24 protein-coding genes and 1 pseudogene are annotated in these 23,980 nt (G+C 71.4%); 16 read left to right on the top strand and 9 right to left on the bottom strand.

Annotation, left to right across the window (positions count from 1 at the left end; all coding sequences use genetic code 11):
• Nucleotides 1–8: 8 nt before the first annotated feature.
• Together KF837_41520 and KF837_41525 are read left to right on the top strand one after the other, a co-directional pair.
• Nucleotides 9–263: a hypothetical protein gene (locus KF837_41520; protein ID MBX3233877.1), complete on the top strand. Its 255-nt coding sequence runs from the start codon at nt 9–11 to the stop codon at nt 261–263.
• A gap of 28 nt (nt 264–291) precedes the next feature.
• Nucleotides 292–1,002 (top strand): annotated as a pseudogene (locus KF837_41525) (Uma2 family endonuclease).
• A gap of 189 nt (nt 1,003–1,191) precedes the next feature.
• Here the strand turns inward: KF837_41525 and KF837_41530 are convergent.
• The 5 genes from KF837_41530 to KF837_41550 all read right to left on the bottom strand — a co-directional run bounded on the left by KF837_41530 (nt 1,192) and on the right by KF837_41550 (nt 7,241).
• Complete coding sequence (locus tag KF837_41530; GenBank protein ID MBX3233878.1) at nt 1,192–1,458, bottom strand: hypothetical protein; 267 nt, start codon at nt 1,456–1,458, stop codon at nt 1,192–1,194.
• Nucleotides 1,458–2,321 carry an amino acid ABC transporter substrate-binding protein gene (locus KF837_41535; protein MBX3233879.1) on the bottom strand — a complete coding sequence of 288 codons (864 nt, stop codon included), beginning with the start codon at nt 2,319–2,321 and terminating at the stop codon, nt 1,458–1,460. The genes KF837_41530 and KF837_41535 overlap by 1 nt, the downstream gene beginning before the upstream one ends.
• Before the next feature lie 196 nt (nt 2,322–2,517).
• A complete protein-coding gene (rsgA, locus tag KF837_41540; GenBank protein MBX3233880.1) occupies nt 2,518–3,492 on the bottom strand; it encodes a ribosome small subunit-dependent GTPase A in 975 nt (324 codons plus the stop codon).
• Between the two features lie 10 nt (nt 3,493–3,502).
• Entirely contained in the window at nt 3,503–5,071 is a 1,569-nt protein-coding gene (locus KF837_41545; GenBank protein MBX3233881.1) for a DUF4139 domain-containing protein, read from the bottom strand.
• Nucleotides 5,064–7,241: a DUF4139 domain-containing protein gene (locus tag KF837_41550; protein ID MBX3233882.1), complete on the bottom strand. Its 2,178-nt coding sequence runs from the start codon at nt 7,239–7,241 to the stop codon at nt 5,064–5,066. Before KF837_41550 ends, KF837_41545 begins: the two co-directional genes overlap by 8 nt.
• 30 nt (nt 7,242–7,271) lie before the next feature.
• On the opposite strand from KF837_41550, the gene KF837_41555 reads away from it, so the two are divergent.
• From KF837_41555 to KF837_41575, 5 genes are all read left to right on the top strand, one after another.
• A complete protein-coding gene (locus tag KF837_41555; GenBank protein ID MBX3233883.1) occupies nt 7,272–7,787 on the top strand; it encodes a peptidyl-prolyl cis-trans isomerase in 516 nt (171 codons plus the stop codon).
• Nucleotides 7,784–8,404, top strand: a complete 621-nt coding sequence (locus KF837_41560; GenBank protein ID MBX3233884.1) for a Uma2 family endonuclease — start codon at nt 7,784–7,786, stop codon at nt 8,402–8,404. Before KF837_41555 ends, KF837_41560 begins: the two co-directional genes overlap by 4 nt.
• A 99-nt stretch (nt 8,405–8,503) precedes the next feature.
• Nucleotides 8,504–9,442: a hypothetical protein gene (locus tag KF837_41565; GenBank protein MBX3233885.1), complete on the top strand. Its 939-nt coding sequence runs from the start codon at nt 8,504–8,506 to the stop codon at nt 9,440–9,442.
• A 153-nt stretch (nt 9,443–9,595) separates the two neighbouring features.
• Nucleotides 9,596–10,138, top strand: a complete 543-nt coding sequence (locus KF837_41570; GenBank protein MBX3233886.1) for a hypothetical protein — start codon at nt 9,596–9,598, stop codon at nt 10,136–10,138.
• A 42-nt stretch (nt 10,139–10,180) separates the two neighbouring features.
• Nucleotides 10,181–12,376: a VWA domain-containing protein gene (locus tag KF837_41575; GenBank protein ID MBX3233887.1), complete on the top strand. Its 2,196-nt coding sequence runs from the start codon at nt 10,181–10,183 to the stop codon at nt 12,374–12,376.
• On the opposite strand, the gene KF837_41580 is transcribed toward KF837_41575, so the two are convergent.
• Nucleotides 12,363–13,142, bottom strand: coding sequence for a crotonase/enoyl-CoA hydratase family protein (locus KF837_41580; GenBank protein MBX3233888.1), 780 nt, complete (start codon nt 13,140–13,142; stop codon nt 12,363–12,365). The two genes, KF837_41575 and KF837_41580, sit on opposite strands and share 14 nt — an antisense overlap.
• Nucleotides 13,143–13,209: 67 nt before the next feature.
• Nucleotides 13,210–14,673 (bottom strand): S1 RNA-binding domain-containing protein, encoded by a 1,464-nt coding sequence (locus KF837_41585; protein MBX3233889.1) that lies wholly within the window; start codon nt 14,671–14,673, stop codon nt 13,210–13,212.
• Nucleotides 14,674–14,849: 176 nt separating this feature from the next.
• Between KF837_41585 and KF837_41590 the strand changes: the two genes are divergently transcribed.
• Genes KF837_41590 through KF837_41605 form a run of 4 tightly spaced genes read left to right on the top strand, consistent with a single transcriptional unit; the run spans nt 14,850 to nt 18,140 of the window.
• Nucleotides 14,850–15,431, top strand: a complete 582-nt coding sequence (locus KF837_41590) for an RNA-binding protein (protein ID MBX3233890.1) — start codon at nt 14,850–14,852, stop codon at nt 15,429–15,431.
• Nucleotides 15,431–15,685 (top strand): hypothetical protein, encoded by a 255-nt coding sequence (locus KF837_41595; GenBank protein ID MBX3233891.1) that lies wholly within the window; start codon nt 15,431–15,433, stop codon nt 15,683–15,685. The genes KF837_41590 and KF837_41595 overlap by 1 nt, the downstream gene beginning before the upstream one ends.
• Before the next feature lie 44 nt (nt 15,686–15,729).
• The gene (locus tag KF837_41600) at nt 15,730–17,217 is read left to right on the top strand and encodes a hypothetical protein (GenBank protein MBX3233892.1); all 1,488 of its coding nucleotides are present in this window, start codon (nt 15,730–15,732) and stop codon (nt 17,215–17,217) included.
• Entirely contained in the window at nt 17,217–18,140 is a 924-nt protein-coding gene (locus KF837_41605; GenBank protein MBX3233893.1) for an aminotransferase class IV, read from the top strand. Before KF837_41600 ends, KF837_41605 begins: the two co-directional genes overlap by 1 nt.
• On the opposite strand, the gene KF837_41610 is transcribed toward KF837_41605, so the two are convergent.
• A complete protein-coding gene (locus KF837_41610) occupies nt 18,098–18,781 on the bottom strand; it encodes a hypothetical protein (protein ID MBX3233894.1) in 684 nt (227 codons plus the stop codon). The two genes, KF837_41605 and KF837_41610, sit on opposite strands and share 43 nt — an antisense overlap.
• A 286-nt stretch (nt 18,782–19,067) precedes the next feature.
• Between KF837_41610 and KF837_41615 the strand changes: the two genes are divergently transcribed.
• From KF837_41615 to KF837_41625, 3 genes are all read left to right on the top strand, one after another.
• The gene (locus KF837_41615; GenBank protein ID MBX3233895.1) at nt 19,068–19,565 is read left to right on the top strand and encodes a hypothetical protein; all 498 of its coding nucleotides are present in this window, start codon (nt 19,068–19,070) and stop codon (nt 19,563–19,565) included.
• A 207-nt stretch (nt 19,566–19,772) separates the two neighbouring features.
• A complete protein-coding gene (locus KF837_41620) occupies nt 19,773–20,519 on the top strand; it encodes a HAMP domain-containing protein (GenBank protein ID MBX3233896.1) in 747 nt (248 codons plus the stop codon).
• Nucleotides 20,520–20,575: 56 nt separating this feature from the next.
• Complete coding sequence (locus tag KF837_41625) at nt 20,576–21,112, top strand: TerB family tellurite resistance protein (GenBank protein MBX3233897.1); 537 nt, start codon at nt 20,576–20,578, stop codon at nt 21,110–21,112.
• Here KF837_41625 and KF837_41630 read toward each other — a convergent pair.
• Nucleotides 21,072–22,292 carry a VWA domain-containing protein gene (locus tag KF837_41630; GenBank protein MBX3233898.1) on the bottom strand — a complete coding sequence of 407 codons (1,221 nt, stop codon included), beginning with the start codon at nt 22,290–22,292 and terminating at the stop codon, nt 21,072–21,074. The two genes, KF837_41625 and KF837_41630, sit on opposite strands and share 41 nt — an antisense overlap.
• A 135-nt stretch (nt 22,293–22,427) precedes the next feature.
• On the opposite strand from KF837_41630, the gene KF837_41635 reads away from it, so the two are divergent.
• Both KF837_41635 and KF837_41640 read left to right on the top strand, forming a co-directional pair.
• Nucleotides 22,428–23,054 carry a hypothetical protein gene (locus KF837_41635; protein MBX3233899.1) on the top strand — a complete coding sequence of 209 codons (627 nt, stop codon included), beginning with the start codon at nt 22,428–22,430 and terminating at the stop codon, nt 23,052–23,054.
• Between the two features lie 15 nt (nt 23,055–23,069).
• Nucleotides 23,070–23,978: a hypothetical protein gene (locus KF837_41640; protein MBX3233900.1), complete on the top strand. Its 909-nt coding sequence runs from the start codon at nt 23,070–23,072 to the stop codon at nt 23,976–23,978.
• The last annotated feature ends 2 nt before the right edge of the window (nt 23,979–23,980 follow it).

Raw genomic sequence — 23,980 nt, forward strand, 5'->3', positions numbered from 1 at the left:
GGACCGGCATGCGGCGCACGAAGATCCTCACGGCCCTGTTCGGTGTCTCGCTCCTGCTCTCGTCGTCTGCGGTCGCGCTCGGCTTCGCGCGCGCGCACGTCGAGCCGACCCCCGCGCAGACGCCGCCGTACCCGGGTCCCACGCCGGGCCCGGTCCCGACGCCGCCGCCCTTCCCGGCGCCGACGCCGGTGCCGACACCGAGCCCGACCCCGACGCCGACGCCTCCTCCTCCGCCTTCGCCGATCCTCGACGCCGGCCGCTGACGCTCATCGCATCTGCTACGCTCGCTGCATGTCCCGGAAGACGCAGGTCGCGCGCGGTCCGTTCGTCGCCAGCCAGCTGCGCTCGGGCGATCCGTACGAGCTCTCGAACGGACACCCGGTGCTCTGCCTGCCGACGGGGCAGCGCGGCAGCACGCGGAACCTCGTCGGCGGCTCGGCGCTCGAGACCGATCCGAAGGTCGTGTCGGGCGGGGTCGATCTCGGCGTCTCGACCGAGCCAGGGATGCTCCGCGCCCCCGACATCGCGATCGGCACGATCGAGGACAAGCCGGGTTGGTCGGGGACAGCGCCGCCGCTCGCGGTCGAATACGCCGACGTCGGACAGGACGAGGAGGAGCTGGAGGCCAAGATCGTCGAGCTGCACGCGGCGGGCACGAAGCTCATCTGGGTCATCCGTCTGAGCGGGCCGCGTCGCGTCGAGGTCCACGAGCGCGGCAAGAAGATGCGCGTCGTCCCCGCGGAAGGAGTCCTCACGGCGCCTGGGATCCTCGAGAACCCGGTCCCCGTGACGGTGCTCTACGATCGCGAAGCGGCCCACGAGGCGACCCTCCGCAACCTTCTCCAGCGCAAAGGCTACGACGGCCTCGACGCCGTCCGAACGGAGGGCCGGGAAGAGGGACGCGTCGAAGGACGGGAAGAGGGACGCGTCGAAGGACGGGAAGAGGGACGCGTCGAGTCGCGCGTGGACACGCTGCGCGAGAGCATCCTGACCGTCCTCCAGGCACGCGGGATCGACGCGCGCGCGATCTCCGCGCAGATCGCCGCGGAGACGAACGTGACGAAGCTCAAACGCTGGCTCCTCGCGGCCGCGACCGCCTCCAAAGCCTCCGACGTCATCGCGCCGCGCTCGAAACGCTCTCGCTGACATCCTCTCGCTGTACCAGGACGGCGCGCTCCCGCGCTGAGCGCCTCAGGTGCAGACGCGCTGGCTCGTGCAGACGTCGCGGTAGATGCACGTCGTTCGACCGTACGACGTCGTGCAGATGCGCTGCGGGACGCAGCGATTGACGTAGGTGCAGACCGGCGTGCGCGTGCAGGTCACCTCGCTGCGGCAGACCCGGCGTCCGGCCTGGTACCAGCAGACCTGCGTCGTCCGGCAGTCGGCCTCGGCCACGCGCGGCGCCGCGACGAGCGCGACGCCGCCGAGCACGAGGATGACGGCGATGCGGCGGAGCATCAGAGCCACCTGCGATGGATGTGAGCGAGCCGGCCCGTGCGCGCGAGGTCGGCGAGCGCCTTGTCGACGGCGGCGAGGAGCTCCGGGTGACCGTTCGGCACCGCCGCGACGTACGACTCCGCGCCGGGCGCGACGGTCTTGGTGACGGAGTACGGCTTCGTGACGCTCCGCACGAGCTGATCGGCGATCGGGCGATCGGTCACGAGGTAGTCGATCTCCTCGTTGTCCATCGCGTACGCGACCTCCTGGTAGGTCGTGAACACGCGCTCGGTGCCCTTCACGTCGGCGGGGAGCTCGCTCGTCGTGCCGGCGACCTTCGCGATGACGGGGACCTTGCGCGTGATCTTGCCGGCGGCGAGGAGGACCTTGTCCGTCTTGAGGTACGGCTTCGAGAGCCCTACCTGACCGGCGCGCTCCGCGGTGTGCGAGAGCGACGCGACGAGCACGTCGCAGCCGTCCTCTTGCAGGCGCTTGATGCGCTCCGGCGCCGAGACCACCGTCCAGTCGATCTTGAGCGGCTGCTTGTAGTCGATGCTGATCTGCTCGACGAGCGCGCTCGCGAGCTCGACCTCGAGCCCTTGCAGGCCGGTGGAGGAGAACGAGCCGAACGGCGCGACGTCGGCGCGCACGCACACGCGCACGTGGAGCCCCTTGATGATGCGGTCGAGCGCGGAGCCGTCGGGCGCCTTCTGCGTCTCGGTGTCGAGATCGAAGAGCGGCGTGTCGCCAGTGAGCGGAGCGGGCGCGGCCGCCGCCGTCGTCGAGGCGATCGGCGGCGTAGCGTCCGCCTCTGCCTTCTCCTTCGACCGATCGCAGCCGAGGAGCGTCGCCCCGACGAACAACAACGTGATGATCCTCTTCATCCATCCTCCAGGCCGCCCGATCGATTCGAGAACGGCGAGGCCCGACGTTGCAGGCGCGAGGCCAACCCGCCGTCGCGCGACGACACGAGCGATCACGCAGAGATGGGCGCGCGCGCCGACCGCGGTTGTGCGTCGATCCGCGCTCCGTTGTGCACCTCTCCGCGCTTCGCGCTTCGCCCCCGATGAACGGCGCGCGCTAATTACCTTTCTCGCGGAGCCTCTTCCGCAGCGCGAGGGTCGCGGTGCGTTGCTTCGACTTGTCGACCTGGGTGCTGCGCTCTCGCGCGAGCTTGCGCCACGCCTCGAGGCGCTCCGGCGCGAGGTCGCCCGCCGCGACCGCCTCGCGCACCGCGCAGCCGGGCTCCGACTCGTGCGCGCAGTCGCGATAGCGGCAACGGGCGGCGTGCGAAGCGACGTCGTCGAACGCGTCGTCGACCTCGCCGCCGGGGAGCCACGGCTTCAGCTCCCGCATCCCCGGCGTGTCGATGAGCAAGCCGCCGCCGGGCACCGCGAAGAGCTCACGCCGCGTGGTGGTGTGGCGGCCGCGGCCGTCGTGCGCGCGCACCGCGCCCTCGAGCTGCGCGTCACGGCCGAGGAGCACGTTCACGAGCGCCGACTTGCCCACGCCCGACGAGCCGACGAACGCCACCGTCATGCCGCGCGGGATGCGCGCGCGGAGCTCGTCGAGGCCCGCGCCCGTCTTCGCGCTCGTGACGAGCGAAGGCGCGAGCGCGTCGGTCGTCTCGACGTCGGCGCCGAGATCGGACTTGCTGAGGACGATCTGCGCCTCCGCGCCGCCGGTCGCGATCGCGACGAGGTAACGCTCGAGCCGCCGCAGGTTCCAGTCCTCCGCCGACGTGACGACGAAGACGCGATCGACGTTCGCCGCGATCGCCTGCGGCTCGGAGCGATCGCCCGCGGCCTGGCGGAGGAACACCGTCCGCCGCGGGAGCACCTCCTCGACCACGTCCTCCGTCGCGCCGAGGAGCACGAAGTCGCCGACCGCGACGCCGCCGTCGATGCGGAGGAACCGCGAGCGGAGGCTCGCCTGCACCGGGCCCGCGGTGGTCCACACGTCGACGCGGACCGCGTGCACCGACGCGACGCGCGCGGGCCGCCGGCCGTCGTCCGGCGCGGGGCCGGGGAAGCCGAGCTCCTCGAGCGTCACCATCACGCCGCCATCACGAGGGCGGGAGCACGACGTTCGACTTCGCCTCGATCTTGTAGGCGAGGACGATCTCGCGCGTCGCGTGCGGCGCGATCGAGACGTCGAACGTCGCGAAGCCGTCACGCGCGTCGAACCGCATGTCCTTCGTTCGCTCGAGCGTGATCTCGACGTCCTCGACCTCGCTCACCGGGACGCGCTCGACGACGGAGAGCCCCTTCGCGCTCGACGAGAGGTTGGAGACGTAGAGCGTGACCTCCCGCTCCACGTGCTGCGTGCCGGAGATCGCGGTCGTCTTGCGCTTCTCCGTGACCTTGCGCCGGACGCGGAGCCCGTCGTCGACGCCGAAGCCGAGCTCGAACGGCTCGCCCGCGCCGACGAGCTCGGTCTTCGCCTTCCCCACGATCTCCGTCTCGCGGCCGACCGTGACCGGCCCCGCGAGGAGCGGCCCCGGCCCCGGCAGCGTCCCGTTCGCGCGCAGGTGCGTCGCGGACCCGAGCTCCGGGAAACACACGCGCTCGACCTTGCACGACACGACCCGCGCGCCGATCTCCACCCGCACCGGATGCCCGTCGCTCGCGATCGTCGCCGGCGAGCGGCCGTCGAGCCACTGCGCCTCGCCGCCGTCGTCGACGCCAGGCATCTCGTCGACGTCCCGCGTCCCCCGCGCCGCGCCGGCGACGTCGATCGCTTGATCGCGCGCCTCGACGACGACCTGTCTCCGCTCCATGTCCGACTTCTTCCGGCTCACGAGCACGTCCTCACGGAGGTGAGGCGCCGACGCGCTGCGCGCCGGCCGCGCGGTCGAGAAGCGGCAGCGGACGTCCTTCCAGGTCTCGCCCGTCGCCTGCCAGACCGTCGCGTACGAGGTGATCGTGATTTCACCGGCCGTACCGTCGGCATTCCGCGTGAGCCGCGCAAGGTGCTCCGGCCGCCAAAGTGCGCACGGCGTCCGATAGGTCACCTCGATCGCGACCTCCCGCTCGTCCGGCGCGACGATCTCGACCTCGGCGAACGCGGAGTACCGCGGCGTCCGCTGCCGAGCTTGTTCGAGCCGAACCTCGACCCGCGCGAGCTCGTCCCGCGCCTCGTGCTTCTGCGTTCGCTGCGCGGCGTAGGCGTCGAGGAGCTGGGTGTGCTCTGCGTCCAGCGCGGCGTACGCGCGCTCGAGCTCCTTCGCCGCCTCGCCCGCGCGGGACGGCACCGCCGCGACGGAGCCCACCCACAGCCCCAGCATCGCCGCGACGCGCGCGCCCTCGACGTGCGCGTTCGCCTGCGCGCGCTCCGCCCGCCCGAGCCGCTCCCGCGCGAGGGCGACCTCCTCCTCCAGCGCCGTCACCTCCGCCGCGCTCGCCGCCGCGACGTCCTCCACCGTGCGCCGCACGCGGCTGTAGACGACCTCGACGCCGCTCGCCTTGCAGACGAGGCTGCGATCGTCGACGAGGAGCGTGATGCCGTGCGCGTGCACGCGCGATCGCCCGGCCGGCACCTTGCAGCGCACGACGCGCACGACCTCGGCGCGGTCTTCGAAAAATGTGATAGCCGAGACCTCGCTATCCGCCCGCGTGATAGTGCTCTCAGCCACGGCGGCTCCCTCCCACGATGTCGAGCTTCGACGCGAAGACGAGGCGGTAGACGATCTCGAGCGACGCCGGCTTCCCCGGCGTCACCGCGACGTCGAAGCGTTGGCCGCCGCGCACCGGCTCTCCGCGCTCGGCCTGGTCGTACGCGACCGGCTGCGGCGCCGCCCGAACGAGCTTGATCTCGATCGCCTTGTCGTCGGTGACGGGGACGCGCTCGAGGACCACGACCTTGATCGGGTCCTTGATCGCCGAGGTCAGCTCGATGCTCACGGTGTGCGTGACCGCGAGCGAGCCGCCGAGGAGCCCCGCCGACTCCTCCTCCGCGCGGACGTTGCGCGCGACCTTGACCCGATCGTCGACCCCCATCCCGCACCAGAGCGTGCCGCCGCGATCGATCCGCGTCGACGTCGTCTCCGCGAGGAGGCTGCCGTCGAGGTACACGTCGACCGGCCCGCCGAGCAGCGCCTGATCGAAGGGGTTGATCACGTTCGCTTCGCGGTACACCTCCGTCGCCTCGCTCGGGACCGTGCGCCACGCGATGAGCACGTTGCACGGCATCGTCGCGACGCCGACGCGATGCACGCGACCATCCGACGGCACGTCCGCGCGCCCCGCCGCCTCGTAGCGATGATCGAACATCCCGCGCGACTCGAGCGGATCGACCCACCGCGCCTTCGCCGCTCCGCTCAGGAGCGAGACGTCGAGGTCGAACATCGTGCGATCGAAGCTCGATCGCTGCGGCACCAGCTTGCCGCGGCGCGGGTGCTCCGCGCCCGCGAGCACGAGCGCGTCGAGGTCGCTCCACTGCTCGCCGAGGACCAGCTCGGGCTCCGGCTCCGCCGCCGCCGCCGCGAACGCGCCGAGCTCGTACGCGTCCGCGCCGCCGTCACCTCCACCTCCACCTCCGCCGAACGCCGCGCCGAACAGGCCGGCCGACTTCGCCATCGCCGGCATCACCATTCCGGCCGGGGCGGGCACACCTCCGCGCGCGCGCATCGCCATCGGCGCTCCTTGCATCGCCGGCGGTGGAGGCGGGGGCGCGCCGGTGTCGGAGAGGGACATGGGCGCCGCGCCGGGCGGCGCCCCGAACGACGCCATCGCGCCTTCGTAGGCCTCCTTCTTCGACGGCCTCGCCGCCTCGAGGCGCGGCGCGCTCTCGGGCAACGCGCGCACCGCCGTCGCCTCGTCGTCGTCCGCGTCCGCCGGCGCGATCGTACGCGCGGGCGGCGGCCCCGGCACGATCGGCGGCAGCGGCCGGAACGCGAGGTACGCCGCGAACATGTCGTCGCCGCCGGCCGGCGCGGGGCGGAGCGGTCGTCGCTTCGACGGCTGCGCGCGGCCGAACCGCAGCGACGCGAGCTCGGGCAGCCGCGCGTCGAACACGAGGTCGGCGCTCGAGAGCGCGAGGAGCGCCGCGGTCCAGTCCTCGCCCGTGAGCTGCGCGACGAGCGCCTCGAACGTCCACGTCGCGCGCGCCCCCGCGTCCTCGATCCGCAGCGTATAGGACGGCCACCAGCGCGCGGCCGCGACGGCGTAGGTGACGAGGAGCTTCCCCGGCGCGCCGTCGCCGCTGACGCGAACGACGATCCGGCGCGTCGGCTGCTGCGCCCCCATCCGCTCTTGCGACGACGTCTGCGCGTCTTCGAGGCGCGCGGCGTCGATCGCGCGCTGCACGTCGCGCTGCTCCCGTTCGAGCGAAAACAGCCGATCGTCGAGGTCGGCGATCTTCGCCGCGAGGAGCTTCGCCATCGCGAGCGTCTCGGTGAAGCGCACGTCGATCGCGTCGCGCGGCCGCTTGCTCCCGTCGTGCGCGCGCAGCGCGGGGGAGAGCGCGCACTGCGCGAGCTGGTGACGCCGCGCCGCGAGGACACCGTGCTCGTCGACGAGCCGCTTGTGACGCGCGCGCAGCTCACGCACCTTCGTGACGCTCGCGCCGGGCTTCGCCTCCTTCGCCGGCACGACGACGCTGGTGTGCACCGCGACGACGAGCCGCTCGCTCCCTTCCAGCTCCGCGCGCGCGCTCCCTGCCCGCGCGGCGACGGTGACGCCGGGCACGGCGACGTCGACGATCCCGCCGCCGAGGTCGGCCGGGAGCGTCACCTCACGCGTGACGAGCGCACCGCGCGCGTGCACGACGACCTTCGAAACGGCGCTGGCGCACTCGATCTCCACGGAGCGAGGCTATCTGGTACCCATGGGGAGATGAAGCCGACAATCCGTCGCCTCGCCTGCGCGCTCGCCCTCTTCGCCGCGGCGTGCGACGAAAAGAAGGAAGAGAAGCCGACGGATCTCCAGCCCGCGCTGTCGGCCGTCGCGTCGGTCATCGCCTCGACGGGCCCGCCGATCATGTCCGCCGCGCCGGTCGCCTCCGCCCCGGCGCCGGCGACGCCGCCGGACTCCGTCGCCGCGCAACACGTCCTCATCGCGTACAAAGGCGCGAAGGGCGCCGACGCGAAGGTGACGCGCACGAAGGCCGACGCGAAGAAGCGCGCCGAGGAGGTCCTCGCGAAGGCGAAGGAAGGCACCGACTTCTCCACCCTCGTCGCGAAGTACTCCGAGGACCCCGGCAGCAAGACGCGCCAGGGCAGCCTCGGCAAGTTCACGCGCGAGAAGATGACGAAGCCCTTCTCCGACGCCGCCTTCGCCCTCCCCGTCGACGGCATCAGCGACATCGTGGAGACCGACTTCGGCTTCCACATCATCAAGCGCAACCAATGAGGCGGGCGGAGCCGGCGCGCGATCAGCGCATGCTCCTGACGGGCGTGAGCTGGGACCAGTACATCGCGTTGAGCGAGCTCTTCAACGGGCGGCCCAGCGTCCGGCTCACGTACATCGACGGGGTGCTCGAGATCATGACCACGGGACCGCTCCACGAGCGCCTGAAGACGCTCCTCGCTCGGCTCCTCGAGGTGTACGCGCTCGCGCGCGGCGTCCGCCTCCACGGCTACGGTTCGACGACCTACCGGCGGAAGGCGAAGAAGCGAGGCCTCGAGCCCGACGAGTGCTACTTCGTCGGTGAGGTCGACGGTCCGTTCCCTCACCTGGCGATCGAGGTCGCGATCTCGAGCGGAGGGCTCGACAAGCTGCCCGTCTATGCCGGCCTCGGCGTGCGCGAGGTCTGGATCTGGAAGAAAGGCCGCCTCACCGTGCACCGCTTCCAGAGCGGCACGTACGTGCCCGCGGTGCGGAGCGCGCTCCTCCCGGCGCTCGACCTCGAAGAGCTCGCGCGTTTCGCGACCATCGAGGACCAACCAGAGGCGGTCGCCGCGTACTTCACGCACCTCACACGCCGAACGACGCCGCGACGCGCAAAGAAGGCTCGCTCGCGGCGGTAGCGTCTCGCGGACGCGACACCGCGCGGCGTCCGGCAAGACGCGATCGTCCAGGGATCACGGCCCCGCGAGGCGGGTACGACATGTGCTTCGGCGGGTCGCATGTCCTCGTCTCCGCTCCGGTGCGTGCTGCTCACGGTCGTCGCGCTCGCGGCCGCCTGCAACTCTCGCGACGACGAGGTGGGCTCCTCGTATGCCGCGGCCTCGGCCACGGCGAGCGCCGAAGGTCGCGACCGCATCCCCGCCGGGTTCCCGATCGGCGTGCTCGACGAGGCGCTCGCCGGCGCCGAGAGGTTGAGCAAGCGGACGTACGACGCGACCGGCACCTACGACATCTGGTTCACGAGCGACGCCCCCGATCCGTCCGAGACGATGTACGGCTCGTACGACTCCGATCGCTCTCGCTTGTGGCTGAGCGCCCCGCGCGCCGGCCATCCCCGCTTCGACCTCGAACGTCAGGCCCGGCTCCTCTCGACGGTCGCCGTTCACGAGCTCGGTCACCACGTCTTCGACAACTTCATGCTCTCGCGCGACGGCGTCTGGGGAGCCTACGTCCGCGACGAGATCCGGAGCGCGACGCATCGCGAGACGGTGCGCTTCATGCTGCTCGCCTACGGGGAGCTCTTCGCGGACATCTTCGCGGTCATCCACTCCGGAGAGCCGACGATCATGCGCGACTACGCCGAGACGGCGCTGAGCTCCTCGCCGATGGACGTCGCGTGCCGAGACTTCACGACGGATTGCAGTCAAGAGCACGCGGAGACCTGGCGCGCGTCCTTGGACGCGGATCGCTCCCGCTCCGATCCCACCGCGTACAAGTACAACTACTTCGGCCCGGCCCGCGCGAGCTGGGGCGGCTTCGATCGAGAGCTCACGACCTTCGCCGGCAAACAAGACCTGCTCGCGACCATCGCTACCGTCATGGCGGAGGACTTCGAGGCGCGATTCACCTCCGCGACGACGACGCTCGCGTCGCTCGATCCGACGTCCCACAACCTCGATCTCGCGCAGCGCCTCGTGGAGGTGACGCCGTCGCCATAGCGCGTATACGATACTTTCTTTATTTGGGCCTCGCACTGACCTCGTCTCCACCAGCGAGGTCTCGGTGTGGGGCGTTTCGAGCGTCTTCTCCACCGGGAAGGTCCTCGAGCCGTCCACGCGCCGTGGTTGCGTGGTGCGTTCCTTCGTGCTTCGGTGACGTCGGTGCGGGGCGTGGTCCTTTCCGTCGTCGTGGTGCTCGGCGCGATCGCGGGAAGCGGCGAGGCGCGCGCGGCCGACGCCGGCGAGCCGAAGAGCGACACGAGCGACACGAGCGACACGAGCGAGGTGACGACGCTCGAGGCGCAGCTCGGACGCGAGACGAGCGAGCTCGCGACGTCCGACTGCGCCGCGGCGTGCCGCGCGCTCGCGTCGATCCAGCGCGCGGCGGACCGCATCTGCGAGCTCGAGCCGGGCCCGCGCTGCGCCGCCGCGCGCGAGAAAGCCGACGCGGCATCGAAGCGCGTGCGCGAGGCGTGCCCCGACTGCGCGCTCGCGTCCGCGCCGCCGAAGCCGCTGGACGATCGCGCGGTCACCCCCTCGCCGAGCGAGAGCCACCCCGCCGCGGCGCCCCCCCCCGAAGCCGAGCGCGGCGGCTGCCGCTCCTGCACCACCACCGCGCGCCCCCCCACGAGCGGCGACCTCCTCCTCTTCGCGGCCCTCGCCGCGCTCGTGCGACGGCGCAAGAAACGAGTGTAAGGCCCGCGGCGGAGCGGCGTTGGACGTGACCGGAGGAAAATCATGTCCAAACGCGCGCTCGTGACGATGCTGTGCGCCGTCCTCTTCATGCTCCTGCCGCGCGCGGCCCGCGCCGGCGGCACGCTCTACCTCGCGAGCGACGCGAGCGGAAACAAGGACACGAACGGGACCAAGGCGCTCGACACCGAGCTGCCGCTCGAACGGACCGACGTGGAGCTCGACGTCGCCGGATCGATCGTCGGCGCGACGGTCACGCAGCGGTTCAAGAACACGTACGACCGCCCGATCGAGGTCGTCTACGTCTTCCCCCTCGCGCAGCGCGCCGCCGTCGACGCGATGGAGATGAAGGTCGGCAAGCGCACCATCACCGGCAGCGTCGCGCCGCGCGAGGAGGCCCGCGCCGCCTACACCGCCGCGCTCCACGACGGCCGGCGCGCCGCGCTCCTCGAGCAGGAGCGCCCGAACATGTTCACGTTCTCGGTCGGCAACATCGACCCCGGCGCGTCGATCGACGTGAAGCTGCACTACTTCGAAGTCGCGCAGTACGACCACGGCACCTACGAGCTCGTCGTGCCGACCACGATCGGCCCGCGCTTCATCCCGGCGAAGGGCGTCCCCGACGCCGACCGCGTCACCCCTGGATACAGCAAGAGCTCCGGCGCGAAGATCGGTATCGTCGCGAAGATCGACGGAGGCGCCAAGCTCGAGAGCGTGTCCACGCCGGCGTGGGACACCGAAATCAAGCAGCCGACGGCCGGCGTCGCCGAGGTGAAGCTGAAGAACGGCGACCTCGAAATCCCCAATCGCGACTTCGTGCTTCGCTGGCGCCTCGAGGCGGACTCGTTCGCCTCCGCGCTCTTCACCCACCGCTCGCCCGAGGACAAGTCCGGCTCCGGCTACCTCACGCTCATGCTCGAGCCGAAGCACGACGTCGTCCCGAGCGAGATCGCCCCGCGCGAGCTCGTGTTCCTCCTCGACACCTCCGGCTCCATGCGCGGCCCGCCCCTCGCCGCCGCGGTGAAGGCGGTGAACCACGCGATCGACGAGCTGGGCCCGCACGACACGTTCCAGATCATCGATTTTGCCGATACCGCGTCGACGTTCGCGCCGCGGCCAATCCCGAATACGCCGGAGAACCGCCGCCGCGGCCACGACTACATTTCGCATTTGCGGGCGAGCGGCGGGACGAATCAGCTCGCCGGGATCCACGCCGCGCTCTCGCTCCCCGGCGACGAGAGCCGCACCCGCTACGTCGTCTTCATGACCGACGGGTTCATCGGCAACGACGCGGAGGTCATCGCCCTCACGCGCCGCGAGATCGGCCGCGCGCACGTCTTTTCGTTCGGCGTCGGCTCGAGCGTCAATCGCTATCTCCTCGACGAAGTGGCCATTGCCGGCCGCGGCTATGCCGAATACATGCGCGGCGACGACGCGGCCGAGCTCGTCGATCGCTTCTACACGCGTATCGGGCTCCCGTTCCTCACCGACATCGAGATCGACTGGGGCGGCCTCGCGGTGACCGACACGCGGCCGACCGCGCTCCCGGACCTCTCCGCGCTCTCGCCGCTCGTCCTCCACGCGCGCTACACGAAGCCGGGCGAGGGCGACGTCACGATCAAGGGCCGCGTCGGCGGGAGGCCGCGCACGCAGAAGCTCCACGTCGTGCTCCCGGCCGAGGCGCGCGACCACGGCGCGATCGAGAAGCTCTGGGCGCGCGAGACGATCGCGGGCCTCGAGCGCGTCCCGCGGGCGAAGTTGAACGTCGTGGAGATCACGCGCGTCGCCGTCACGCACGGTCTGATGAGCAAGTACACCTCGTTCGTCGCGATCGACTCCGCCGGACCGGGGAACGACCACGGCTCGCCGCTGCTCGTGAACCAGCCGAGCCAGGCCCCCGCCGACCTCGACCTCGAGTCGGCCGGCGGCCGCGTGCTCCACGCCGAGCCGATGGAGTCGCACGGCGAGCGCTACGCGCTGATCGACGCCGCTCCCCATCACGGCGGCTGCGCCGGCTGCACGACCGCCCCCACCCCGCGCAGCCCTTCCGCAGCGCTAACCCTCGCGCTCGCGTTGCTCGTACTCATTCAACGTCGACGACTGACGCGCCGAGGCCGCTTCGATCAGGGGCCCCAGAAGCGGCCGCACCGGCGGTCGCGAAGCGACCCTAGCGCTCCGCGCGAGGGCCGTGTCTGGGGTGGGGGTGTCGGGGGCGAAGCCCCCGACGTCAAGTGCCAGTGAACTTGGCGTCGCGGCGTTCGAGGAAGCTTTGCATGCCCTCCATCGCGTCTTCGCTCGTCATCAGGGCGCGGGCGCGATCGAGGAGGCGGAGGGCCTCTGCCGCTTCGCCGTCGGCGAGGGCGCCGCGCACGGACGCGATCGTCGCGCGCACCGCGAGCGGGGCCTGCGCGGCGACGCGCTCGGCGTAGGCGGTCGCGCGCGCGAGCAGCTCCGCGCGCGGCACCACCTCCTGCACGATGCCGGCGCGGAGCGCCTCGTTCGCGTCGAAGACGTCGCCGGTGAGGAGGTGCTTCATCGCGTTGCCGTAGCCCGCGACGGCGGGCATACGCAGCGTCGCTCCGCCGAACGGGAAGATGCCGCGCTTCACCTCCAGCTGCGCGAGCTTCGCGTCGTCCGCCGCGAACCGCACCTCGGTCGCGAGCGCGAGCTCGATCCCGATCGTGTAGCAGTAGCCCTGGATCGCGGTGACGATCGGCTTCGCCGCGCGCCGCGGGCCGAGCCCGAGCGGATCGACGCTCCCCGCAGGGAACAGCGCGCGCCCGGACGCCACCGCGGGCCCCACCTCCGCGAGGTCGAGGCCCGCCGTGAAGTGATCGCCGTGCGCGAACACGACCGCGCACCGCAGCGACGCGTCGTCGTCGAACCGCGTGTACGCCTCCGCGAGCTCGTCGAGCATGAGCAGGTCGAACGCGTTGCGCTTCGCGGCGCGGTTCAGCCCGATGAGCGCGACGCCGCTCTCGCGCGCCTCGTAGGTGATCCTCTCCATCTCGACAATCTAGCCCGAACGGCGCGGCGCCTACCCTCTCGGGGCCCGGGGCGGCGCCCCTCTCGACTCAAGAGAGCTTCTTGCCCTTGAGCAGGTCCGCGAAGGTGCCGAGCGACTTCGGCGTCGCGACCTTGCCCCGCGCGGCCTCGAAGTCGGCGCGCTCGGCGGCGTCCTGCGCGCCCTTGATCGAGAGGCGAAGCTTGCCCTCGCCCGTCTCGAGGACCTTCGCCGTCACCTTCGTGCCTTCGGGGAAGGCCTTGCGGAGGTCGGTGCCGCGCGGGACGCCGAGCTCCACGTTCGGGACGAGGCCGCGACCGGCGCGGCCCTTCGTGCCCTCGACCTGCACGAAGATGCCGTACGTCTCGATGCGCTCGACGGTGCCGGTGACGACCGCGTTCACCTTGAGGTCGGCGCTCGTCTGCTGGATCGTCGCCCCGACCTGCGCGTCGTCGGGCGCGGGGACGAGGCCGATCTTCTTCGCCTGACGGTCCATCTTCTTCACGACGACGCGGACCTCTTCGCCCTCCTCCGCCTTGAAATCACGCCCCAGCTCCGAGACGTGGAGCAGGCCCTCGACCCCGGGCGCGATGCGGACGAAGCGGCCGAAGTCGGTCGTCCGCGTCACCGTGCCGAGGACGACGCGGCCCTCCGCGAGGTCGAGGCCCTCCCACGGATCGGCCGCGAGCGCCTTGAGCGAGAGCGAGATCTTCTTCTGCGGGCCGCGGCCCTTCTTCTTGCCGTCCTTCGCGTCCGGCTCGGCGTCCTTCACGCTGACGACCGAGACCTCCACCACGTCGCCCGGCTTGAGCGCCTCCGTGATCGCGACCGAGCGATCGTGCGAGATCTCCGAGCGCGGGATCATGCCCTCGACGCCGCCGAGATCGATGAACGCGCCGAAGTCGCGCACGCTCGACACGGTGCCCTTGAGCACCGCGCCGGGGACGATCTCGCTCATCGCCTTCGCCATCGTCTCGCTCGCCTCGCGCTCGAGGAGCGCGCGCCGCGACACGACGATGTTCTTCCCGCCCTCCTTGAAGTCGGTGACGACGAAGCGGAGCGACTGGCCGATGAGGTCGTTCATGTTCTGGACGAAGCGATCGCTCGCCTGCGACGAGGGACAGAACGCGCGCGTACCGCCGCCGAGGTCGACCTCGAGGCCGCCCTTGTTCACGCCGGTGACCTTGCCCTCGACCGCGACCCCGGTCTCCTTCGCTTGCTCGATCGCCTGCATGTTGCCGGGGCGGCCGATCGAGCGGCCGAGGCGGACGCCGCCGCTCGCCTCGTTCACCTCGACGACGTGCGCGCGGATCACCTCGCCGACCGCGACGTCGATCTCGCCGTCCGCGTTGCGAAGCTCGCTCGCCTCGATGAACGCCTGCTGCTTGCCATCGAGCTCGACGAAGACGAGGTCCTTGCCGATCTGCACGACGACCGCCTCGAGACGGTCGCCCACCTTCACTCGCTTTCGCCGGCCGCGCGACATGTCCGCCGCGCCCTGCGCCTCGAACAGCGCTGCGAAAGAATCCCCCATCCCACTTTCCGTCTTTTCGGAGCTCATGTGACAGAAGCCTCCTTAGCACGTCGGCGGGCTTGCGGGACTTGGCCGAGCGGCTAGCCTTAGAGGCTCGACATCGTTTCTCGCACCGACGCCCTCTCCACCGGGATCGCGTTCCACGCGACGGGTGTCCAAGAAGAGAGGAGAGGCGCATGACGAACGAGAATCGCATCTACGTGGGCAACCTGTCCGACGAGGCGACCGCGAGCGAGCTGCGACGCCGGTTCGAGGAGTGCGGCGACGTCGCCGACGTCGAGCTGGCGGTCGATCGCGGGAGCGGTAAAAAGCGCGGGTTCGCCTTCGTGACGATGAGCTCGGCGGCCGGGGCGCGACGCGCGATCGAGCAGCTCGACGGGGCGATGTTCGAGGAGCGCCCGCTCCGGGTCCTCGAGTCCACCGACGAGGAGAAGCGTCGGGACGGCAACGGGCGCGGCAAGCGCGAGGTCGCGCGCCGGGCGCGCGTGGTCTTCCAGCACCGCGACAGCACGAGCATGCAGTACGAGGTGGAGTGCGGGGTCGAGTCCCTCACCTTTCGGATGGTCCCCACCGAGTCCACTGGCAGCGGCGAGTCGTGGCGCATCGAGGCGGCCTCGAAGGGCCAACCCGACCGCGTCGTCGCGGCGACGGCCAGGTCGCGGCGCGCCGCGTTCGACGAGGTCGAGCGGTCGTGGGGTGGGCCGACGCTCGACTGGCGCGCGATCGACGAGGCGCTCGCGAGCGTGAGGGCGATCTGATGAGCGGCGGCGACGTCGAGCTGACGCAGCACGGCATCCTCACGAAGGATGGGATCCTGAAGCTCCTCGAGCCCGGCGCGCTCGACCCGGCGACCGTCGCCGGGCGGCGCATCCGTTGGGCATACCGGACCACGCGCGGCGACAGCGCCGAGACGAAGCGCGTCTCCGACGAGCTGAAGCGCCGCCACCTCGAGCTCGGCGCCTTCGAGGTGCTCGTGCATCGCGGGCCGTGGCTCGAAGACGCTCCCATTTGAGGGACTTGCGTTCGCGCGGCAATGACTGAAAAGTAGGCGGCGCTTTGGCCAAGCCTCTCGCCGCGAAGTGCCCGACCTGTGGCGCAAACTTGCCGGTTGTCCCCGGCGCGTTGCAGGTCACGTGCCGCTATTGCCAGAACGTCATCACGGTGCAGGTGCAGAAGGCGCCGCCGAACGTCACCCCGTTCGGCATGCCCGGCGGGATGCCGTCGCGCACGCTGTACGTCGATCCGGCCGCGATGGCGGCGGCGCAGCGCGCGGGCAAGATCAGCCTGGGCGTCTTCCTCGTCATCTTCGCGCTGCCGTTCATCATCGGCATCGGCGCCGCGGTCGGACCGTGCGCGATGCGCTCGTGCAAGGGCGCGATCCGTCCGTTCCCGATCTCGTGCGGCGTCAACGAGGAGGTCCAGGTCTCCGGCACGTGGGAGGGCAAGGGCCCGATCGTCGCGAGCGCCGGCGTGAACTGCAAGATCCGGATCAAGGACTCGAAGCTGAAGGCGCCGGTCTTCATCGACTCGAGCGCGACGAACCTCGAGGTCACGTTCGAGAACGTGCAGATCGAGACGACGGAGACGATGTTCCGAGGCCCCACCAACGTGAAGCTCCGCGCGAAGGGCAGCACGTTCGTCGCGCAGGGCGACGTGTTCGATCTCGACTCGAGCGCCGACTTCACGCTCGAAGACACGACGGTCGAGAGCAAGACCGGCTACGCGATCAAGACGAAGCCGAACTACAAGCTGCGCGCGACCGCCTCGAAGATCCGCGGCAAGAAGGGCGCCGTCGACACCTCGTCGAGCTTCAAGCTCGAGCTCCAGAAGGGATGCGAGCTGACGAGCGCCGACGGCCCCGCGGTCCGGGCGACGTCGGGGATGCAGGCCCGCATCGACGGCGGCAAGATCGACGGCGCGGGCGGCGCGTTCGTCACGCAGTCGTCGTTCGAGCTCAACGGCACCGGCGTCACGATCGCGAGCGCGAAGGACCGGGCGATCGCGACGACGTCGAGCTTCAAGCTCGAGCTCACCGACTCGACGGTGACCTCCGGCGGCGACGCCGCGATCGTGTGCGACTCGAGCTCCGACATCACGCTCGCCAACACCACGGTGCAGGGCACGGCGGGGATCGAGGGCAGCAGCGGCGTGAAGCTGAAGGCGACGAAGAAGTCGCGCGTCGTCGCGACGACCGGGATCGGGTTCGCGGGGACCTCGGGCCTCGAGGTGAACCTCTCCGAGGCGTCGATCGAAGGCGGGACGAAGGCGATCAAGGGCACGTCGAACGTGAGGGTCAAGCTCGCGCCGGGCTCGCGCGTCGCCGCGAAGATGGGCGCGATCGAGACCGAGTCGAGCTGCAACGTCGACGCGAACGGCGCCTCGATCGAAGGCGGCGCCGGCGCGGGAATCCTCACGACCTCGAGCCCCAACATCGCGGTGCGGTCCGGGGTGCTGAAGGGGAACCCCGCCCTCCAGACGTCGTTCGCGTACACGCCCGACCTCACCGGCACCCGCGTCGAGGGCGCGCAGGTCGTGAAGCGCTGATGGCGATCACCGCGCCGAAGCTCTGGCTCGACGGAGCGCTCGTCGACGCGAGCTCGGCGGGGGTCCCGCTCATGGGCCACGCGGCGCAGCGCGGCTCGCTCGTCTTCGACGTCGGCGCGTTCCACGCGACCGCACGTGGGCCGGCGCTGTTCCGTCCTCGGGATCACGCGCGCCGCTTCCTCCGCTCGACGCGCATCGTCGGCCTCGAGGCGAGCGTGACCGAAGAGGAGCTCGTCGACGCGGCGGTGGAGGTCGTCGCGACGAACGGCGCGACCGAAGGTCTCGTGCGCTGGAGCGCGTTCTTCGCCGCGGCGGAGTCCGATCTGATCCCGCGCTCGTCGGCCGCGCGCGTCGCCGTCGCGGCGCAGCTCCTCCAGGATCCCCCGCGGAGCGCGCCGCTCTCCGTCGCCACGTTCGAGGACGCGCGCAAGGCGGGGCCGAGCGCGCTGCCGCCCGACGCGAAGGCTGCCGCGGCGTACCTCGGCCCGATGCTCGCGCGCCGCCGCGCGATCGCGGCCGGCGCCGACGAGGTGGTCCTCCTCGACGACGAGGGCTTCATCGCGGAGGGCCCGATCGCGAACGCGTTCTGCGTCATCGGCGGGACGCTGTGGACACCGCCGCTCGGCCGCATCCTCCCCGGCATCACGCGCGACACCGTGCTCACCCTCGCGCGCGCGGAGGGGATCCCTGTCCGCGAGGAGCCGCTCGCGCGCGCGGCGTTCGTGAGCGCGGACGAGGCGTTCCTCAGCGGCACGTCGCTCCCGCTCGCGCCGATCGGCGTCATCGACGGACGCGCGCTGCCGGCGCCGGGTCCCGTCACCGCGCGCCTCCTCGAGCTCACGCTCGCGGCGCGACGCGGCGCACGCGACGAGTGGAGCGTCTACATCCGCGATCGCCAGAACGCGATCGCCTCGTCGAGGTAGGCCTCGCGCGCGCCGTGCCCGGTCGCGAGCGCGCTCGCCTTCATCGGCCACCCCGCCGTCTTGAGCAGCGCGGCGAGCCGCTTCGCGCCGCCGACCGACGGGTCGGCCTCGCCCCAGCCGACGTAGAACGGCGCCTTCTTCGCGGCGGGAGCGATCCCGGCGCTCGGCGACCCGCCCGACGTCGCGCCGTAGCCGTCCGCCTCGAAGGCGCCCGCGAACGCGAGCATGCTGAGGAAGTAGGCGCCGCTCGAAGAACCTGCAAGATACACGCGTTTGAAGCGGTACCCGAGCGCGCGCTCGAGCGCCTTCCGCTCCTTCGTCCACTCCTCGGTGAGCGGCGCGGCGAGCTTCGCGTAGTCGCTCGGGGTCGTCGGCCAGGCCCACCAGTCCTTCGCGTCCTTCGGACCGATGCCGAGGCGCCCGCGCGGGAGCAGCGCCGTCACGCGCGCGCGACGCGCGACGTTGCCGACGACGCGCTGCACGTGCTCCTTCGACGTGCTGCGCACCGGCGTCTGCGGGACGATCCCCGCGAGGTAGATGAGGAGCTCCGCCGGCTCGTCACCCGCGTCGCCCTCGGGCAGCAAGTAACACGTCGTCTCGTCGAGCCCGCGCCAGCCCTCGAGACACCAATCCGTCTTCACGTCGGGCAGCACGCGCGGCTCGGGCTCCTTCGCTGTCGCTGTCTCTGTCTCTCTCTCTGTCTCTGTCGACGCGTCGGCGACGGCCGCCACCGCGACGGGAGCCGGCGCCGGCGGCGCCGCGTCGCGCCGGCATGCCACGAGGAGGAGTAGAAGGACCCGCGCGCGCGCCACCTCGATCAATGTGCCCGAATGCGCCAAGGTGAGCCAGCCGCTGGAGCGCCGAGCTCGCAAATTCCCGGAAAACCGCGCCCGCGCGAGCGGCATACGTCGTGCTTTCTCATCGTGCATGAGCCCGCTCGTCCCCTGTCCGTCCTGCGCGCGTCACGTTCGTTCGAATGAGCCTTGCTGCCCCTTCTGCCAGAGCGAGCTGCCGGTGGGGCTCGGAGGCCGCGCCGTCCCGAGCGCGACGCGGCGGCTCGAGCGCCTCGCGGCGTTCACGTTCGCGGCGTCGCTCGCGATGACCGCGTGCGGTGGCAAGGAGGCCGATCCGCTCGGCTCCGGAACCGGCGAGATCATCGGCGAGAACGACGACGACGACGATGACGACGACGGCTCGGCGATGCCCATGTACGGCATGCCCGCGCACCCCGACGACGCAGGCGCCGCCGCCCCCATGTACGGCATGCCCGCCCCCCCCGACGAAGACGCCGGCGCCGCCGCCCCCATGTACGGCATGCCCGCGCACCCCCTCGACGGCGGCGCCGCCGCCCCCATGTACGGCATGCCCGCGCACCCCCTCGACGGCGGCGCCGCCGCCCCCATGTACGGCATGCCCCCAAAGTAGCCCCCGATCGCACGCCCGCAGTATCGACCGGCGCCCCAGACGCAGCCGCGGGGCCACACGCCCTCGCGACCCTCCGACCGGGGCCCCAGAAGCGGCCGCGAATGCGGTCGCGAAGCGACCCGAGCGCTCCGCGCGAGGGCCGTGTCTGGGGTGGGGGTGTCGGGGGCGAAGCCCCCGACGTTGAGAGAACATGGTACCGTCGCCCGTATGGCTGCCACTCGGCACACCTACCTCATCGATCCGCGGTTCCAGCTCAAATGGACCGGCTACCTCGTGGTGGTCGTCGTCCTCGTGATGGCGGTCCTCGGGTTCGTGATCGCGCGCGTCGCCGGTCGTGCGTCGGACACCGCGAGCATCGCGGTGCACCAAGCGGAGAAGGCGTACGAGGAGTCGAAGTCGAACAACATCCTCACGCGGCGGACGCTGGAGCTCGCGGGCGGCGACAACCCCGCGCTCCAGGCGGTGATGAACGAGTCGCTCAACGACGTCGACATCCAGTCGGAGAAGAACCTCGCCGACGTGCGGCGCCGGCAGGAAGACATCGCACGCGACCGCCGCAACATGCAGCTCCTGCTCGGCGGATCGGGCGTCGCGCTCGTCGCGCTGCTCCTCCTCATGGGCATCGTCATCACGCACCGCATCGTCGGGCCGGTGCACAAGATGAAGCGGCTCCTCCGCCGCGTGAGCACGGGCCGCCTCGTCATCGAGGACCGCCTCCGCCGCGGCGACGAGCTCGAGGACCTCTTCGACACGTTCCTCCAGATGACGTACTCGCTCCGCGCGCAGCAGCTCGCGCGCATCAAGACGCTCGACGGAACCCTCCGCCGCGCCGAGGCGAGCGGCGCGCCGGAGGAGGTCGTCGACGGGATGCGCGCGCTCCGCGCCCAGCTCGTCCTCGGGCTCGAGCCACGCCGTCCCTCCATGCGTCCTCCCGCGCCGTCCTCCCTCCGATGACCATGACCGACAGCAAGCTTCCGCCGGCGCGCGCGCCGATGGCGACGATGAGCTCGATGACGATGGTCGACGTCGTCTCGCAGGCGATCGACCACCTCGCCGGCGCGTTCGAGCGCCACGGCTACAACCCGACCCCGATCATCGACCTCGGCGTCCTCGTCGTCTCCGCCGACGGCCGCGTCGACGAGCACGAGCGCGAGGTCCTCCTCGACCTCTTCCAGACGCTGCTCGAGACGAAGCTGTCGCCCGACCTCGTCGACAACCTCGTCTCCGCCTGCCTCCAGGTGATCGAAGCGGCCGGCGCGGAGGCTCGCGCGCGCCTCGTCGCCGAGATCCTCGTCGACTGCGACGCGGTGGAGCCCGGCATCCTCGTCGCGCTCGCGGTCGCCTACGCGAGCGAAGGCCTGTCGAAGGAGGAGCGCGTCGTCATCGAGCGCATCGCTGACTGCGCGCGGCTCCCGCGCGAGCGCCTCGAGGTGCTCATCGCGAAGGTCGCGGCGAAGGCGAGCGGCGATCCGACGAGCGTGCGCTCGCTCCTCGCCGCGACGCCGGTCAACGATCGTTCGACGCCGCGTCCGGCCGGTCGCAAATGATCGTGCCCGCCACGTTCGACGCGGTGGCGGCGGCGCACGCCGCGCCGAAGAGCTGGAGCTGACCGAACTCGCGATCGATCCAGTCCCAACCGCCCTCGTGGTCAGGATCGCGCGGCACGTCGAAGCCCGCGACGTTCACGGTGATGAAGTCGGGATCGTTGGGCGACGACGGCGTGACGTAGGAGCACTTCGCGACGCTGTCGCGCACGACGCCGAACGCGGCGCGCAGCTCGGCCGGGGTCTCGGCGGGGTAGTAGCGCGGGACCGCGTTGCGCGGGCGGCCGCCGGCGATCGCCATCGCGTCGAGCGTGCTCGCGAAGCCGCCGGTGACGCCGATGCCGACGACGTACACCGGCGTGTTCCGCTCCTCTGCGATCTCGCGGATGATCGAGACGGTCGCGGCGTCGTCGAGGCAGTTCGAGCCGTCGCCCGGCCCCGACGCGTTGCACGGGTTGCCGGGGGTGACCGGCGCGGTGCACGTGCAGCTCGCGGGCTCGAGGTCCTGGTTGCAGTTCGGCGCGCCGTCGGTCGCGACGAGGATCGCGCGCGCGACGGAGCGGCGGCCGGAGGACTCGCGCGCGGCGAGCTCGATCGCGCGCGCGGTCGGCGTGCCGCCGATCGGCGTGGCGTCGCGGAACACGCGCAGGATGTTCTCGGCGTTGTCGAGCGCGGGCGCGATCGCCGCGCCCTCGGGGTCTTGCTGGCAAGCGCCGGGAGCTTCGCCCGACGCGTTGAGCACCGGATAGAAGCGCGCGCCCATCGCGATCTCTCCCGAGAACGGGGTGATGGTCTGGTCGAGCGCGTCGCGGAGCGCGGTCCAGCGCGACGTCACGCCCGGCTCGGCGACGACGTTCTGATCGAGGCGGTAGAGCATCGACCGCGATCGATCGAGCACGAACATGATCTGCGAGGTCGCGGGCGTGAACGGGAACGTGCCCGGGACGCAGCCGGTGGGCTCCTCGATCACGTCCGGCACCGAGACGTCGGGCGTGGCGTCGACCTGCACGTCGATGCTCGCGTCGATCGCGATCGACACGTCGACGCTCGCGTCGACCGCGATCGACACGTCGACGTCGGGGCCGAACAGTCCCGTCCGCGCGCCGCAGCTCGCGAAGGCGACGAGGACGAGCGACGCGCCGGCGCTTCGAAGAAGCAAGCGGCGCGCAGCGGAGCGACTCACGGCTCAAGCTTCCTCCAATAACCCCTCCGCGTCGAATGGTTTGCGCCGTATTTCCGCGCTGCTTTCCTCGACGGAAACGATGCAGTCCGCAGCACGACCTGGTCGCGACGTTCACGGCGCGGCATGGAGCGCGCCATGAACACGACGCGTCGTCAGGTCCTCCGTTCCGCCGGCATCTTCGGCGCGCTCTTCCTCTCGCGCGGCCTCGTCGCGTGCGCGCTCCCCGGCGCGGGCGAGCCGGTGGGCGGCAGCAGCGAAGCCCTCGTCGCGTGCGGCGACGCGGTCATCGGCCAGAACCATGGTCACGCGCTCGCGGTGCCGGCGGAGGACGTCGCGGAGGGCGCCGACAAGACGTATTCGATCCAGGGCGGCTCGTCGCACGATCACCTCGTCACCGTGACGGCCGCCGACTTCGCCGAGCTCGCGACCGGCGCCTCCGTGACGATCGCGTCGACGACCGACGTCGGGCACCGCCACCCCGTCACGGTGACGTGCGCAGCGAAGCCAGAGCCGAAGCCAGAGCCGGACGGCGCGACCGCGGCGACGATCAGCGCGAACCACGGCCACGCGCTCGTCGTCCCGACCGAAGACGTCGCCGCCGCCGAGACGAAGACGTATTCGATCCAGGGCGCGTCCTCGCATCCGCACATCGTCACGCTCACCGCCGAGGACTTCGCCCAGCTCGCCGCCGGCGCGACCGTGACGACGGCGAGCACGACCGACGCCGGCCACGCGCACTTCGTGAAGGTCATCTGCGCGTAGTAGTCTGCGCCGGCCATGCGCCGTTCTTCCTTCGTCCTCTGCCTCGCCCTCTTCGCCGGCTGCCGCTGCAACGCTCCCGACGAGAAGGAGCTGCCGTCCGCCCCCGCGAGCGCGACCACGGCCGCAACGAGCGTCGCCGCGGTCCCGCGCCCGACTCCCTCCGCGGACCCCACCGCGCCGGTCGAGTGCGGGCCGGACATCGGTGAGCTCGACGTCCTCGGCAGCGCCCCGGTCGTCATCCTCGGAGAGCTCCACGGCCTCCGCGCCGCGCCGATCTTCGCCGCCGACCTCGCGTGCCGACTCGCGCTCCAGGACACGACGAAGACCGTCACGCTCGCCCTCGAGCTCCCGACGGACGAGCAGCCGCGCATCGATGCGTTCATGAAGTCGAACGGCGGCTACGGCGCGCGCCACGACCTCCTCGCCGGACCTTTCTGGACCGGCTCCCAGGACGGCCGCTCCAGCGTGGCGCGTGTCGACATGCTCGAGCTCGCGCGCGGCTACGCGCAGCGCGGCGTGCCCCTTCGCGTCGCGACGTTCGACGTCGACGGCGGCGTGCCCGCCAAGCGCGACGAAGAGATGGCGAAGCGCGTCGTCGCGCTCGCGGAGGAGAAGAAGGGTCCCGTCGTCGTCCTCGTCGGCAACCTCCACGCGCGCACGCAGCCGAGCGGGAACCAGAAGTGGATGGGCGAATTCATCCGCGACAAGATCCCGAACGTCGTCTCCTTCGACAACCGCTACGGCAGCGGAACGGCGTGGGTCTGCATCCCGGGTTGCGGCGAGCACCCGATGACGGGCCACGACGACGACGCCGCGACGAAGTGGCACTTCGAGCGCTTCTCCACCGTCGACGACAAGGGCTTCGCCGGCGCCTGGCACATCGGCCCCGCGAAGGCCTCGCCCCCGATCGTCCCGAAGAAGTAGCG

The organism is Labilithrix sp. (genome assembly GCA_019637155.1).
Classification (GTDB): Bacteria; Myxococcota_A; Polyangia; order Polyangiales; family Polyangiaceae; genus Labilithrix.

What these genes read in the sequence shown, in the direction of transcription:
- KF837_41625 (MBX3233897.1), top strand. Translation starts at nt 20,576, where the DNA reads ATGACGATGGTCGACGTCGTCTCGCAGGCGATCGACCACCTCGCCGGC.
- KF837_41555 (MBX3233883.1), top strand. Translation starts at nt 7,272, where the DNA reads ATGAAGCCGACAATCCGTCGCCTCGCCTGCGCGCTCGCCCTCTTCGCC.
- KF837_41615 (MBX3233895.1), top strand. Translation starts at nt 19,068, where the DNA reads ATGAGCCCGCTCGTCCCCTGTCCGTCCTGCGCGCGTCACGTTCGTTCG.
- KF837_41575 (MBX3233887.1), top strand. Translation starts at nt 10,181, where the DNA reads ATGTCCAAACGCGCGCTCGTGACGATGCTGTGCGCCGTCCTCTTCATG.
- KF837_41560 (MBX3233884.1), top strand. Translation starts at nt 7,784, where the DNA reads ATGAGGCGGGCGGAGCCGGCGCGCGATCAGCGCATGCTCCTGACGGGC.
- KF837_41535 (MBX3233879.1), bottom strand. Translation starts at nt 2,321, where the DNA reads ATGAAGAGGATCATCACGTTGTTGTTCGTCGGGGCGACGCTCCTCGGC.
- KF837_41595 (MBX3233891.1), top strand. Translation starts at nt 15,431, where the DNA reads ATGAGCGGCGGCGACGTCGAGCTGACGCAGCACGGCATCCTCACGAAG.
- KF837_41590 (MBX3233890.1), top strand. Translation starts at nt 14,850, where the DNA reads ATGACGAACGAGAATCGCATCTACGTGGGCAACCTGTCCGACGAGGCG.
- KF837_41520 (MBX3233877.1), top strand. Translation starts at nt 9, where the DNA reads ATGCGGCGCACGAAGATCCTCACGGCCCTGTTCGGTGTCTCGCTCCTG.
- rsgA (MBX3233880.1), bottom strand. Translation starts at nt 3,492, where the DNA reads ATGGTGACGCTCGAGGAGCTCGGCTTCCCCGGCCCCGCGCCGGACGAC.
- KF837_41605 (MBX3233893.1), top strand. Translation starts at nt 17,217, where the DNA reads ATGGCGATCACCGCGCCGAAGCTCTGGCTCGACGGAGCGCTCGTCGAC.
- KF837_41565 (MBX3233885.1), top strand. Translation starts at nt 8,504, where the DNA reads ATGTCCTCGTCTCCGCTCCGGTGCGTGCTGCTCACGGTCGTCGCGCTC.
- KF837_41620 (MBX3233896.1), top strand. Translation starts at nt 19,773, where the DNA reads ATGGCTGCCACTCGGCACACCTACCTCATCGATCCGCGGTTCCAGCTC.
- KF837_41585 (MBX3233889.1), bottom strand. Translation starts at nt 14,673, where the DNA reads ATGGGGGATTCTTTCGCAGCGCTGTTCGAGGCGCAGGGCGCGGCGGAC.
- KF837_41580 (MBX3233888.1), bottom strand. Translation starts at nt 13,142, where the DNA reads ATGGAGAGGATCACCTACGAGGCGCGCGAGAGCGGCGTCGCGCTCATC.
- KF837_41530 (MBX3233878.1), bottom strand. Translation starts at nt 1,458, where the DNA reads ATGCTCCGCCGCATCGCCGTCATCCTCGTGCTCGGCGGCGTCGCGCTC.
- KF837_41635 (MBX3233899.1), top strand. Translation starts at nt 22,428, where the DNA reads ATGAACACGACGCGTCGTCAGGTCCTCCGTTCCGCCGGCATCTTCGGC.
- KF837_41640 (MBX3233900.1), top strand. Translation starts at nt 23,070, where the DNA reads ATGCGCCGTTCTTCCTTCGTCCTCTGCCTCGCCCTCTTCGCCGGCTGC.